Annotated in this window: 7 protein-coding genes; all 7 read right to left on the bottom strand. The window is 50.6% G+C overall.

Features of this window, described 5'->3' with window-relative positions; all coding sequences use genetic code 11:
- Positions 1-3: 3 nt before the first annotated feature.
- Entirely contained in the window at positions 4-2,298 is a 2,295-nt protein-coding gene (locus tag MKZ16_RS04150; RefSeq protein WP_076105359.1) for a glycoside hydrolase family 3 N-terminal domain-containing protein, read from the bottom strand.
- On the bottom strand, positions 2,295-3,218 hold the full coding sequence (locus MKZ16_RS04145) for a carbohydrate ABC transporter permease (RefSeq protein ID WP_036684927.1): 924 nt from the start codon (positions 3,216-3,218) through the stop codon (positions 2,295-2,297). Before MKZ16_RS04145 ends, MKZ16_RS04150 begins: the two co-directional genes overlap by 4 nt.
- 24 nt (positions 3,219-3,242) lie before the next feature.
- On the bottom strand, positions 3,243-4,172 hold the full coding sequence (locus tag MKZ16_RS04140) for an ABC transporter permease subunit (protein ID WP_036684959.1): 930 nt from the start codon (positions 4,170-4,172) through the stop codon (positions 3,243-3,245).
- A 99-nt stretch (positions 4,173-4,271) separates the two neighbouring features.
- On the bottom strand, positions 4,272-5,774 hold the full coding sequence (locus MKZ16_RS04135; RefSeq protein WP_076105358.1) for an ABC transporter substrate-binding protein: 1,503 nt from the start codon (positions 5,772-5,774) through the stop codon (positions 4,272-4,274).
- Positions 5,775-5,948: 174 nt separating this feature from the next.
- Complete coding sequence (locus MKZ16_RS04130) at positions 5,949-7,469, bottom strand: response regulator transcription factor (protein WP_076105357.1); 1,521 nt, start codon at positions 7,467-7,469, stop codon at positions 5,949-5,951.
- Positions 7,462-9,285, bottom strand: a complete 1,824-nt coding sequence (locus MKZ16_RS04125; RefSeq protein WP_036684922.1) for a sensor histidine kinase — start codon at positions 9,283-9,285, stop codon at positions 7,462-7,464. The genes MKZ16_RS04130 and MKZ16_RS04125 overlap by 8 nt, the downstream gene beginning before the upstream one ends.
- A gap of 179 nt (positions 9,286-9,464) precedes the next feature.
- Positions 9,465-14,519, bottom strand: coding sequence for an S-layer homology domain-containing protein (locus MKZ16_RS04120; protein WP_081393418.1), 5,055 nt, complete (start codon positions 14,517-14,519; stop codon positions 9,465-9,467).
- Between the last annotated feature and the right edge of the window lie 172 nt (positions 14,520-14,691).

The following is a 14,691-nucleotide window of genomic DNA, read 5'->3' as shown; positions in this document are numbered from 1 at the left end:
TCTTTACCCCCTCACCGTCAAATCGGTGCTCAGTGTATCATTCACATGCTTACCCACCAGCACTTTAAAGGCTCCTGGCTCTACAACAGGTCTTAAATCCGGTCCGATATATTGCAATTGCTCCGGTCCTACCGTGAACAACACGGTTTGTTTCTCACCCGGAGCCAACTTGATTTTGTCAAAAGCCTTCAATTCCCTGGCGGGACGCGTGACCTTACTGGCGACATCGGAAATGTACAGTTGCACCACCTCTGCGCCCTCACGGTCTCCTGTATTCTGAACGTCCATGGAAACTGTAGCCGTCTCCCCAGCCGTAATTACTTCTGGTTCTACCTTCAAGCCGGAGTACGTAAATTCGGTGTAGCTAAGCCCGAAGCCGAACGGATACTGAGGCTGGGAATCGGCCTCCAGATATCTTTTGCCACGGGAACGTTTGCCGTTGTAATAGACCGGGAGCTGGCCCACATGCTTCGGCACAGATACAGTCAACTTCCCGGAAGGGTTCACATCGCCGAACAGGATATCCGCAATAGCGCGTCCGCCTTCTTGGCCTGGATACCAGGCTTCCAGAATGGCATGTGCATGCTCGTCAATCCAAGGCTCGCTCACCGGACGGCCGTTAATATAAACGACGATCACAGGTTTGCCGAGCTGATGAACCTGCTGGATCAGTTCCAGCTGCACTCCCGACAGGGTCAACGACACCCGGTCAATGCCTTCGCCGCAGTCCATATCATTCCAGGCATTCTCCGTCACCTTGGACGCGCCTGTCTTGAGATCGATACTGCCTTCCCCGAAATCGCGTGCACTGGAGCCGCCGACGACCATAACAACGGTATCGGCCTGCTCTGCACAAGCGAGCGCGGCTTCAAAACCTTCGCGCGAATCGCCTTTGATCCGGCATCCCGGTGCATAGAGCACCCGCTCCGGCTCTGCAGCCAGCTTGCTGCGGATGCCGCTGAGCACGGTCGCTACCTTAGCCGGAGGCTGTGGCGAGGTGTAGTCGCCGAGCTGGTTGTACCCGGCATCGGCGTTAGGGCCAATGACGGCGATCGTGCCGGCCGTCTTGGATAATGGCAGCACACCTGCTTCATTTTTCAGCAGGATGATGCTCTCGCCCGCCACTTGCCGGGCCAGCTCTTGATGCGCCTTGCTGCCGATGACGCGTTCAGCCGCATCAGGATCAGCATATGGCTGCTCGAACAGGCCCAGCCTGAATTTGAGCGTCAGCACACGGCGGACCGCACGATCCAGCAGTGCCGGGTCCAGCTTGCCATCACGGACGGCAGCCACCAGGTATTTGCCATACATTTCCCCGGACATCTCCATGTCGATGCCGGCTTCCATTGACTGCACTGCTGCATCCATGCCATCTTCAGCTACATCATGGCCAGAGGCCAGCATCTCTATAGCTCCGCAATCGGTAATGATTAGACCCTCAAACCCCCATGCTTCGCGGAGTATATCCTCTAGTAGTTCTGTATTTGTCGTGCAAGGCACGCCGTCTATTTCGTTATAAGCAGGCATAATGGAGACTGCACCCGCTTCGACCGCTTTTTTGAAGGGCAGCAGATCCACTTCCAGCAGTTCACGCCAGCCCATGTGCACAGGCCCGGCATTCCGGCCGCCTTCTGAGCTGCCGTATCCCACAAAATGCTTCAGCGTAGCCCCCACGCTGCCGCCGCTCTGCAAGGATTCCCCCTGCAGACCTTCAACGGCCGCAACCGCCATCTCGCTGATCAGGTAAGCGTCCTCGCCGAAGCACTCCTCGGTGCGGCCCCAGCGGGGATCACGCACCACATCCAGCACGGGCGAGTACGTAACCGCGCCGCCCTGACTGCGTGTCTCCAGCGCTACGGCGCGGCAGACCTCACGATACAGCTCCACATTCCAGGAGCTGCCGAGCGACAGGGGCACCGGGAATACGGTGGCCCCGATCGCCATGTGGCCATGCGAGCATTCCTCGCCGATCAATACCGGAATGCCCAGCCGCGAATGCTCCAGCACATACCGCTGGAGCGTATTCACCGCTTCCGCACCTTCACGCGGAGACAGGCCAGTGGCCAGCGTCACACCGGTCCACGGGTCAGCGCGCAACATCCCGTAAAGCGAGCCCACGCCGCCCCCCGCAACCTTCTCCTTGAAGCTTTCTGTCAAGGTCATCTTACCGTCTCTATGTTCATAGGCCTGCCAGCCAAAAGGCTGAATCAGCTGGCCGGCCTTCTCTTCCAAAGTCATCAGTCCGAGCAGATGCTCCGCCCGTTCTTCAGCAGGTAAATTCGGGTTTGTATAACTCATTCTTTAACAGCCCCTACAGTAAGACCTTGAATGAAATAACGCTGGAAGAACGGATAAGCAAAAATAATCGGCCCTGTCGCCAGCACCACCATTGCCATCCGCGATGTATCCTGCGGCATGGAGCGAAGAGCTTCCAGACTGAGCGAACTGTTCTGGGAGTTCTGCAAAATAAACTGCATACTGGTCTCGATCCGCATCAGCATCGATTGCAGCGGGACTAAATTCGGGTTGTCGATGTACAGCAGCGCATTGAACCAGTCATTCCAATAGCCGAGGGTGCTGAACAAGGCAATCGTAGCCAGACCGGGCAGTGATAAAGGCAACACCAATTTCAGGAAGATACGGAACTCGCCCGCCCCGTCGATTTTGCCGGATTCGATTATGGCATCAGGCACACTCGTGCTGTAGAAGGTGCGCAGAATCATAATGTAAAAAGCATTCACCGCCAGCGGCAAAATCAGCGCCCAGATCGTATCCTTCAGGCTTAGAAACTGCGTAACGATAATATAAGTCGGCACAAGTCCACCGTTGAACAGCATGGTAAAAAACGCGAAGAAAGAGAAGAAATTGCGGTAACGGAAGCTTTTCCGGGAAATGGCATACGCATAAAATGCGATAAACAAAAGGCTGATGATCGTCCCGATCACCGTAACAAAAATCGTCACACCATAGGAACGCAGCAGCATATCTCCGGATTCAAACACATAGCGGTATGCGCCGAGACTCCATTTTGCCGGAATCAGCTTATAGCCATCCCGCGCCAGTGCCACCTCATCGGTGAAGGAGATGATCACGACGAACAGAAACGGAAACACGCACAGAAACGCAAAGATGCCGGCTATCAGATTAAAAGTGATATTCCAGGGCGTTGAGAGATGGTGGAAATCACGTTCTTTTTTAGTCTTAGTAATGGAAGACATATGGCCCACTCCTTTCATGAGGTTCTAGAACAAAGCGCTATCCTTGTTGTATTTGCGGACAATATAGTTAGAGGTCATCACTAGCGTAAAGCCGACAACCGATTGATACAGACCTGCGGCAGTGCTCATACCAATCTCACCTGTTGTTTTGAGGCCTTGATAGACATAGGTATCAATAACATTCGTGACACTGTAGAGCGTACCGGAATTACGAGGCACCTGATAAAAGAGACCGAAGTCGGCGTAGAAGATTTTACCGATGGCCAGCAGGGTCATGATCGTAATAATTGGACTCAGCAACGGCAGTGTAATATTGCGAATCTGTTGGAACTTACTAGCTCCGTCGATCATCGCCGCTTCATACAGCGACTTGTCGATCCCCATAATAGCTGCGAGATAAACTACGCTGTTGTAACCAACCGCTTTCCACAGATAGACTAAGATCAGGATGAACGGCCAATAGGCTTTTTCCGAATACCACTGAATTGACTCTGCGCCAAAAAAGCCCATGATCTGGTTCAGCATCCCACGTTCGGAGCTCAGGAAACTAAATGCAAAATAGCCGACCACGACCCATGACAGGAAGTAGGGCAGGAACATGCCGGTCTGATACACTTTGGCCAGCTTCTTGTTCACAATCTCGGACAGCACAATCGCCATCAGAACCGACAAGATCAAGCCAAGCAGGATAAACGCTCCATTGTAGAGCAAGGTGTTGCGGGTAATGATGTACGCGTCATTGGTGGTAAACAAAAACTTGAAGTTGTCTAGCCCCACCCATTTGCTGTTGATAATACTCGCCCAGAAGCCGTCGCGGCTAAAGCGGTATTCCTTGAAAGCAATAATCGTTCCTATCATCGGCAGGTAAGAGAAAAAGAGAAACCAAAGCGCACCTGGTAAAACCATGAGCAGCATAATCTTGTTATTCATAATATTTTTTATAAATCCGCTGATTGTCTTCACACTTAGATCCCTCCTATATGTCCTTATATTTCAAAAAAAGACCGGGTCAGAGGCCACGCCCCTGCCCCGATCTTCTCTTACGTTGATGTTTTACTTGTTGTTGGACGCTTTCCAGGCATCAATTTGCGATTGCGCTTCAGCGATAATTTTGTCCAAACCAGCTGCCTTGAATTTCTCAATAGCTTTCGGTAGATACTCGTCAGGATCAACGGTTCCAGTCATCAGTGGTGACCAGTATTCTTCTTTTACGTTCTGAACCGCAGCGATTTCAGTGGTCACCTTAGAAGTGTCGAAGTTAAAACCAAGCAGCGGTGCATTTACACCGGATTCATTAAACTTTTTGAACTCTTCCCATTTGTTCTCAGGGTCACCCTCGTTCAAATAGTTGATCATGATATTGCCCAGCGAGAAGGTTGGCATGTCATAGTTCTTGGATTCATCCAGGTTCTTCATGGAATTCTCACCGGTCTTCTCGTAGTGCACGCCTTCGATTCCGGAGTCAATCATGTTGCGCAGCACCGGATCGGTGTTAAGCAGGTTCAGGAACTCCATCGCTTTCTCCGGATATGCGGAGTTAGCCGAGATGGCTTGCATCGAACCCATAACGGACCAGTTGTAGATGTAAGGTTTGCCAGCTGGCGTGGAAACTACAGGATAGCCGTAGCTTGCCGACCACAGATTGTCCGCCATCGGCTGGGTAGCCGCGCGATCCATGAACCAGTTCGAAGATTTATATAGATCATCCACCGAAGTTGTAGTTGCTACTTCCGGCGAGATATAACCTGCCTTGTAATATTTGCGAACGGTTTCAAGAGTGCTTTTGAGTTCTGGGGATTCCAGAATGTTCACGATCTTGTAATCCTTCGTGTCCATATAAACAGCCATTGGCATCTTTTCAATGATGTAGTCGAACGGCAGCACTGGCATGAAATCCTTCACCATAGCGTAAGGCGTGATGCCCGGTTCATTCTCTTTGATCGTCTTCAGCAGTGGTTCAATGCTTTCCATTGTGTTCACCCCGGAAATGTCGAGGTTATATTTGTCGAGCAGCTCTTTATTGAAGCGCCAAACTTCTTGCGCCGGAAGCTCTTTGTTGGCAGGAACGGCATAATTATGTCCATCTACCTTGGAACCTTCCAGGAACGCCGGATCAATCGTGTCTACGATGCCTTTTCCATATTCATTAAGCAGGCTGTCCAATTCCATAAAAGCGCCTTTGCGGGCATTTTGCACATAATCGAACGCCCAAGAGCACGTAAAGAGAATGTCCATGGGTTCACCAGCGGCTACTTTGACCTGCATTTTTTGTGTATAATCACCAAAATCAATCATATTCATCTTCAGGGTGACATTTATCTTCTCTTTAGTGTACTTATTGACTTCTTCCACGACACGGTCCAGATCCTTCTGCGGTCCGCCGATCGTGTACCAGATCAGTTCGACCGGTTTCTCGGATGATGCACCGTCGCTGCCAGCTCCTGAACTGTTAGTTGCCGCGTTGTTTGAATCGCCGCCACATGCGCTGAGCGCAAGCGAGAATGCCATAAGTGATGTCAGTAACAGGGAAAACCTTTTTCTTTTGTTGTTGCCCATTCCTGTATAACCTCCCCTTTGTTTACCTCAAGATCGCTGGCCTAATCCGTAATTAAACCAGCAGCTTTCTCCTTCAAGGACTATCTTTACTGTAATTTATGAAAGCATTTTCAAACAGAAGATAAACTAAATAAATCATGTAGAAAATAAAGAAAAGCTTGCAGCGGGGGTCCGCTAGACAAGCCCTTTGTACTCCGTAGGAGATATCCCGACATGCTTCTTAAATTGTTTGTAAAAATATCCAGTCTCCCAATAACCTACTTTGAGAGCGATTTCATGAACTTTAAGTGAGGTATTCCGCAACAGCTCCTTCGCCTTCTCAATCCGGTATTTATTGATATATTCGGTGAATGACTCATTCACCTCTTTATGGAACAGCTGTCCCAAATACACCGGGTGAATATGGTATTGGGCACCGAGGGTCTTCAGTGACACATCTTCATTGTAGGACTCATGGATATAATTCAGCACCTGCTGCACGACTGGACTCTTTACGTCCCGAACTAAGGCGTCTACCGTAATGGTAGCGGCTTCCTGAATAATCTGAGTCAGTTCATTTATGGAAACTGTGGAGCGAATGAGGCCAAAACCGTCTGCAAAAAGCTCCGGTTCTTCCACATGGCGGATCTCCTGCAGCTGCATCTTGAAGCGGATCAACCATTCCATAGCAATGCCTTGCAGCAGCACAGGTGTAATCCCCTCCATCCGCCGCAGCTGCTCAAAATGATCCTGGATCCGCACCAGCAGCGCTTCCTTATCCTTCGCCATAATCAGCTTGAGATCATCTTCCCAATTCAGCGGCATACCTTGGACAGCAACCTCATGCCTGTCCTGAACTTCCTCATAATGCAGCAGATTCCGCTCTGGAAACAGCATGAAATATTCCTGAGTCATCTTTGCATGGGCATAACTCTGAGCCGCAGCCTCCTCCATCTCCTCCACCGTTCCTACGGAGAGACGCATTGGCGGACCGCCAGTTAGGGATAACAGCAGCTGCGCATGAAGCCTCTCCACCGCTTCTTTGCCCTGCTGATACTCACTAAGCAGATGCAGCAGCACGGTATCTCCATCCATATCCCGGAATGCAATCAAAGACGGGTTACCGCCTACAACCTCTTCCACCGCTTGGAATAGCTCGGCAGCGTCCTGTTCAGGGCGAAGCAGAGCTACCTGCACCAGCGGCTTATCTAGTCTAAGTCCCAGAAAATCAGTCCGTTCGCTGAATTCCTTCGGCCCAATCTGGCACCGCAGCCAACGGTACATCACATTATCGCGCAGAATGGAAATACTATGCGCATTGAATTGACTCTCTTGGCGGGAGACACCCAGCTTCTCGGCGGCAGTTACTAATGTTGCCCGGAACTCTTGCAAATTAATAGGCTTGAGCAGATAATTTTCAATGCCGAGCGCCATTCCCTCCTTAAGATATCCAAATTCATCATAACCACTGAGGATAACAACTTTGATCTCCGGTTGAATCTCCCGCACAGCCCGGATCAGATCCAGTCCGTTCATCAGCGGCATGGAAATATCCGTAATCAGAATATCCGCTGGGACAAACCGCAACGACTCCAGCGCTTCCTGGCCGTTCTCGGCGTGGCCGACAATCTCCATCCCCAGTGCTGCCCAATCCACAATGTCATATAATCCTTCGATAATAAAAGGCTCGTCGTCCACAATGAATATTTTATACATGGTTTGGATCATCCTCTCCCAGATCGGGAAAATACACAGTCACGGTTGTGCCGGTACCCGCTTCGCTTTGTAATTCAATGCCATACTCACTGCCATAAAGCAGCTTCAAACGTTCATGAATACTGCGCAGGCCGAATGATTCCGATTGTTCATCTGGCTGCAAAAGACCTTCTTTGAGCTGGACCAATCTGTCCGGGGCAATCCCCCGCCCATTGTCTGTAACTACCGCACGCAAATATTTGCCATCCTTGGCCACAGCCACACTGATGTGATTATCATTCTTGTCCACGCGCATCCCATGCAGAATGTAGTTTTCAATGATGGGCTGCAGCGACATTTTGAGTACAACTCTTCCGGTAAGCTCTTTCCCGCATTCCATTGTATAAGAGAATTTATCCTTATAACGGATGCGGAACAGCTCCAGATATAAACGGCAGGCCTCTAGTTCATCCTTCATCGTATGCTTGGGTTTCTGGTGAACATAGCTTTTGAACAACACCGACAAGCTGTAGATCATCTCCCCGACATCTGAAGCTCCTTGAGAGATGGCCCTCATCCGGATCACCTCTAAGGTATTGTAGAGAAAATGTGGGTTTACCCTGGCTTCAAGCGCGGCAATTTCGGTATGTTTTTGCTTGATTTCAGCCTTGAACACACGGTCTATATGAAGATTCAGCTCATCCAGCATGTCGTTGAAGCTCTTGGAGATCTGCCCCAGCTCGTCTTCTCTGACATCGGTAATCCGGGCATCCAGGTCACCGTTTTTCACTTTGCGGGTGAACTTGATAATTTTATGAGTCCGTCTGGCAAAATTATTGATAAATAAAGTGGGCGTAATAATCGCAAACAACAGGCAGATCAAGCAGATAATGAAGATCATGTTCCGCAATCCCCTATAGGTGGCGGCTAATTCCTGCTTAGGCACAGCACTCAACACAGTAAATCCGCCTTGGGTATGAGTCTGCTTAGTAATGATCATCCCGCCAACTTCTTCACCATCTGTATAGGCGGAATTCATCTGCTCGGGATAAGGATAGCGCTTTCCATAATAAGTGCCCGAGGTATCAAATAACACATCCCCATCCGCTGCCAGCACCAGAATCTTTCCCTTGAAGTCATCCTTATAATTGCCCATACTCCCCCAGACCTCGCTGGCATCAAAATAGACTAGAAGCTGACCAATGTTGCGCAGTGATATCTTGTTATTGACCGGGGTACGAACCGTAAACATCGGCCCCTCCGGAGATGAGATTGCCTGACTGACCCAAGTGTTTGGAGCGGTGACACTGCCTTCCTCCTCCAGATACAGCGCATCCGGTACAAAAGAATGGGCTGCATTAGTGGAAATAATCTGAAATTTGCCTTGGTCGTTATAGACATACAACTGCTGCTCAGCTGCACTGTAGAGCATTAAACTGCGGATATCAGGATCATCTTCAACTTGATTGCGAAAAAACTGCACGGTATCCGTCGTAGCATTACTTTCGTTGAAATACCGGTCCAGCCGGTACCTCACGTAATCTTCATACGGGTGCTCCAGCAAATACGACGTATTAGCAGTCAGCTCCGTGTCCCGGTACACGTCCCGCATCATAGACTGTACAGAGTCATATTTTTGCTCAATATAGCTGTTGATGCTCTCCACGGTACGTTTCTGAATCTCCATCTGCCGCTGCACTACGGCCTGAGACATGAGCAAGAACATCAGGTAAGAGAAGGTGATAATGGTGACCACGGCAATGACTGAGAAGAGCAGGATGATTTTCATAAACAGATTATTCTTCAGATACTTTCTGTACAATTTCCCCGGAAACATCAGCAACCTCCTACAGCAGGGGGGAAGCCTAAGCCTCGCTGCTTGTCATTATGAATAAAGTATAGCATGAGGTGCTTCCTGCCTGTGGCTGGTAAAAGCTTGCATTCCTCCGCTAAGCAAAGACAGTCTGCCCATGGAGCAAAGGGCTCCTTGGGCAGACCGGGGTGGGACTATATAATCTACCGGATGTAATTCAAGATGAACTGCGCAGCCTCGGCACGGGTCGCCAAGCCACCGGGCACAAAATTTCCGTCCGTGCGGCCATTCACCAGACCCAGTGATGACGCAGCATTCACGCTGTCTGCCGCCCAGGCTGCTACCTCACCGGAATCGGTGAATGTTGCCGGGGCTGATGACTGAAGCGCTCCATGCTCCAGTACATAGGCACGCATTAGCATAGTCACAATCTCCTGGCGGCTGATGTTCGCACTCGGATCGAAGTGTTCAGCAGTGCGTCCGCCTACAATACCTGCCCGGACCAGACGCGCCAGGTCCTGCTCATACCATACACCAGATGGCACATCACTAAATTTCAATTCCGCCTGAGCTTGCAGTCCCAGCACGCCAGCCAGCAGCTTCACAAATTCCGCTCTTGTAATACTGCGGGCGGGCTCAAATCCATTTTCGGAAGTGCCTTGTATCAGATGTTTAGCCGCCAGCTGGCGGATAGTGTCCGCAGCCCAATGGGTAGACGGAACGTCAGCGAAGGATTTATTGTACTCCAGCACAGCCAGCCTGCCTGTTCCGCTAAACTCTCCTAGCAGGAAGCCATTCGCGTATACTCCGCCGAGATAGGTAAGCGAACCCCCTTCAGCAATAGCATATAAACCAAGCAAATTAGTATTATAATCCGTATTTGCTGCACTCCATTGTATGGTTACTGGTTTGCTGAAGCTTGGAAGACGGTTAGATGTACCATTCCCCGCGATGATGCTCAGATCAAACGTCATCCCCGTACCCCGCAAGACCACCCCACGCTCTGCTTTCAGTGTGCTCATGTTCAAAGTTTCCGGGCTGAGCTTCACCTGAATCTTGCTGCCTGAAGCTTGAGCTTCATTAAGCAGAGCCTTCAATTGCACCAGCAATTCCGGCGCAATACCAAGTGTGGTTCCCGAGGCGGCCAATTCAAGTTGACGGATCCCTAGCAATTCACCTGCATTCACAGGCAGCTCGATAGCTGTAACGCCTGCCGGCACATTTACCGTCACTTTGCCGTTCTCAGTAGATGTACTGAGTACACTTGCTGGAACAGTCAATGTTGCACTAGTCGGACTTGGAAGCGGCGTTGCTGTCGCTGCCGGAGTCGTTCCGCCAGTTCCCGTACCTGTCCCTGGAGCGGATGTCGGCTGCGGTGTAGATACAGGAGTATTGTGGACCTCCAAATCAATAATCCCGCTCTTTTGAACAGCCGTATAAGGGCGGCCATTCAGTATTTTGGTGTTGGTGACTACGGCCGTGTATTCGCCGCTGTCTGTTTCTTTTGCAGAAGCAATTGTATAGTTACGCTCCACAGCGCCTTCAATGGCCTGCCCGTCTTTCAACCATTGGTAGCTTAACTCGCCATAAACTATAGAAGCCACTACTGCAAAAGACACCTTATCACCTACAGCTGCCGGATTCTTATCTACGCTATAAGCGGTGATAATTGGCGCATCGGGTGCCGGATGTACTGTCACCGTAAGTTCATTACCGGTTCTTGTTGAAGGCTCCGTTCCCTCTTTTCCAGTCAGAACCACACGGAACTGCGTACCGCTGTCTGCTTCAGAAGCAGTAAATGCGTATACCGCCGAAGTCACGCTCTCCGCTACAGTCCATTCCTCTGCGGTTGCTGCCTTCGTCTCCCAGCGAACCGATTCCACATCCCCGCGGATCTGTACGAACAGCTTCACTTCTTCACCAGCAATGACATCAAGTGCAGATGGAAGATCGGTTATGAAATCAGGCGCTTCCCATGGTGCTTCAGCCAGAGTTACGTTAAGTGTGTACTCTGCTTCACTGCTGTCACCAGATTCATTGGTGACGATGACCTTGTACTTATTGCCATTCATCCCGGTAGTCAAAGCAGGGATATTATAGAAGGCGGACATTCCCAACGCATCTCCATAACCGCTGCCTGTGTCCGCATACCAGGCATAAGTCAGCTGCCCTGCGCCAGTGGCAACTGCCGTTAGTGTCGCGGACGTATTTTCACGGAAGGATCCTTTCCCTACGATCTGCACCTTTGGAGCTTGCAAGGCCCACTTCGCCTGCAAGTTCAGTTCACCGGTTATTAGATCTTCGGCAAAATTCCATCTTCGCGCACCTTCTCCTTCTCCAACGTACCAGCCTTCCAGGTCATAGCCCTCTCTAGCAATGCCCGTAGGCTCCAAGAGCAAAGTGCCATACACAGCCTCGGCCACAGTATTTGCTGGTTCACCCCCATTAGCATCAAAGAGAACGGGATAGCTGCCTTTCAGATAGACCGGTTTGGAGCGGTTGCCTGCATAATCCTCCATCACCACATGCACAACTTTTGCCGTCGAGGTAAAGCTTAAGCTCGCCTTAGTTGTCCGTCCACGGATAATCATCGGCTTATTGCCAGAGCTATACGTTGTGGCAAAAGATTTCGGATTCCCATCTTCATACACATACATATACCGCCAGTCTCTGGTATTCGGCATCGGCAGATTCAGCTTGCCGTCCGTCCAGGACCATTCTTCCGCGTAAGGTTCCGCGACCGTGTCGATGAACCGGCCGCTGACCGAGACTGGATCGGTGTTGCCTGCGGTAACGGTGACAATGTAATCATCGCCGTTTACCGGCATCCCCGTGAACAGCGCAGTGCTTGCACCTGCCGGGACAACCACTTGCTGTGACACCGGTTCGGATGTCGTAATCCAATTCAAGGACTGCACTCGAACGGTAATGTCACCGGAAGCTTGGGCGGAGTTCGTCCAGTTCACAGTCAACTCCCCGTCCGCGCTTGAATCCACCTTCACTCCGGAAACCGCCGCATCCAGATCAAAAGCCAACGATGCCGCTTCGCCCTCCACTCCATCCGCACCCACTGCAACCACTTTAAGGGTTCCGGATTTCACCGGGAGATGCTTCAGATAGAACACCTCATCGTATTTGCCGCCCATAAATACATCATTCACGTACACATTATATTGCTTGATCTTAGTGTAATCGGGATCTAGCTTCCACTTCACAACCATTTCACCTGTATCTGTAAAAGCTTCCGCAACTGCTAATTCCGCAGGAGCTGCGGGCTTTACGGCAGACCCGTCATAAACGCGCAGCTGTCCGACGTTCATCTGGTAGGTGGACGCTGTTCCTTGCCCGGGATCGAAGACCATTCCAAGGGCTGCAATATTATGACCCGCGTATGCACTCAGGTCCAACTCCTTTGTCACCCAACCTTCCGAGTGCTGACCACTGTTTGGAATAGCGACCTCTACTACGGTATTCGGATCATCAGCCAGGATGAGTCCTACCGCCATCGCCGAAGCATCCGTGGCAGATGGCTTATTGAAGCTGATCGACAGCTTGGAGTTGCCATTGACCTCCAGCTCTGTTTTGTACAGACGCAAGAAGTTCTTCGCATTCAGATTGCCGTTCACCACCAGTGAACTGCCACCGTTATACGCACCGATCTGCTCATAGTTGTACCGGTTTGTGCCCGCAAGGTTGTACTCCGGTCCATAATCAAAATCTACAGTAAGCTTATTGCCAGCAGTATCCTGCCACCACTGCCAAGTCACTGGGATATCCTGCAGGCTCATATTAGACCACTCATCCGGGTTCGATACTTCACCGTTCACGGAATAGGACAAGCCCTGTCCAGTGTTAAAATTGGTGTAAAAGTTCTTGTCCTTAATTACCGAACGCTCCGCAATGACGGAGGAGATTCCCGGCCAGTAACGGTTGTCGGCATAAACATCGGAAACGGTATTGGTTGCAGATTTGACCGTATTCTTAGGGTCCACGTTCGGGCCTGACCACCATAGCTGCTCACGCAGTTTTGTCATCCATTGGTAGTCATTTTCGGATCTGTGCGAGACCGGGTAGGACAAGTTCATATCCTCATCCAGACCGGCATGAACAAAGTCCGCACCGAGTGTAGCCAAGCTGAGCCGTGGCAAGCCATTGCTGTCCAGCTTGTTCATCAACGCTGTTCCGTTAACGGACTTGAACCGGTCGCGGCCTGCTTCCAGCCCTGCAAAACCAACGTCAAACAAGTTGTAGCTTGTTCCCAGACTGGCATTCAGATTGCTTAAGTAATTAGCCGCGTTGGTAATCTGTGTATTGCCAGCCCCGTAGTCGAAGAAAAACGAATTGGAGACGGGTTCCTTGGTGCTTTTATCCACTAAAAAGGAGATATTGGTATCATTAATCGTCCGGGCGAACGTATTAGCACCGGTATTGGTGTTCAGAGAGTCATACCACTGTACATATAGGCCGCCCTCTTGCAGCACCTTCATAAAACCGATGTAATCGGGGATATCCTGGGTCGCGACATTCGGATTCATCTCTTCCTGATTTACAAAATAACCGTCAAACCCGAAATATCCGGCCATCTCGATCAGTTTATCCGCCACCGGAAAATTACCATTCTCGTCTTTAACTATCATTTGTTTGTACGTCTGCTGTCCACGGTCATTATTGGAAAAAAAGATTCCCGCCAATGACAGCACGCCGTTCTTATGCGCTGCATCGGTGTAGGTAGGGTTCGGGATGTTCAGCATGCCGAATTCGAACCATTTTTGCTGCCAGTCCTTCTGGGCCAATTCATCATAATATTCCGGCGGGGTGTACGCAGTTGCTGTACCGTGCCAATAGGAGTAGTAATCGATATATTGCCAAAAGTTAAAATGATACTGCGCAAACTTGTTCGTATACGGCGCGTTCTCAATAAAAGCATTCCCGTAGTCGCCAGCAACGTTGATCATCTGTGTGTCTGCGCTAAGCGCTGGGTTAGCTTGGGTTGCAGCAAATGGGGCATTCCGCTTCTGCAGCGGCACCCGCGATCTCAACAGCTCTGCATCCGGATCAGTTGCCGGACTCCAGTTCGCAATATGGCTGCTCGTATATCCATGTACATTAGGCTGATTGGCACCCGGCGCACTGTCTCCTGTAAAAGGCCACGTATCGCCGGCGTAAGCCGTTAGGGGAAGTCCTGAAACTAGCAAAGCTGCCGCCAGAACAGCTGATGTCAGCTTACGACGCGCCTTTTTACCGGTGTGAAGGTTCATTTTCCACTCTCCTCGTCCTGTAGTTGTTTCGGTTGCTCTCATCCATGAAGCGTAATGTGTGCTCAGTATATCGCCGAACAGCAAGTAGATTACTTCTGTTATCCCGTCCCTCTGCCGCTCCTACCCTCTTCTGCCTGCACATTCTGTATCCAACCACATATGTGCAAGCGCA

This window comes from Paenibacillus sp. FSL R5-0928 (assembly GCF_037970385.1).
Lineage (GTDB): Bacteria > Bacillota > Bacilli > Paenibacillales > Paenibacillaceae > Paenibacillus_AQ > Paenibacillus_AQ odorifer.
Note: the sequence above shows the minus strand (reverse complement) of the source record. Positions and strands in the feature narration are given on the sequence as shown.

Bases quoted from the DNA above. Each gene is read 5' to 3' on its own strand.
- MKZ16_RS04150 (WP_076105359.1), bottom strand. From the start codon at position 2,298: ATGAGTTATACAAACCCGAATTTACCTGCTGAAGAACGGGCGGAGCAT.
- MKZ16_RS04145 (WP_036684927.1), bottom strand. From the start codon at position 3,218: ATGTCTTCCATTACTAAGACTAAAAAAGAACGTGATTTCCACCATCTC.
- MKZ16_RS04135 (WP_076105358.1), bottom strand. From the start codon at position 5,774: ATGGGCAACAACAAAAGAAAAAGGTTTTCCCTGTTACTGACATCACTT.
- MKZ16_RS04130 (WP_076105357.1), bottom strand. From the start codon at position 7,469: ATGTATAAAATATTCATTGTGGACGACGAGCCTTTTATTATCGAAGGA.
- MKZ16_RS04125 (WP_036684922.1), bottom strand. From the start codon at position 9,285: ATGTTTCCGGGGAAATTGTACAGAAAGTATCTGAAGAATAATCTGTTT.
- MKZ16_RS04120 (WP_081393418.1), bottom strand. From the start codon at position 14,519: ATGAACCTTCACACCGGTAAAAAGGCGCGTCGTAAGCTGACATCAGCT.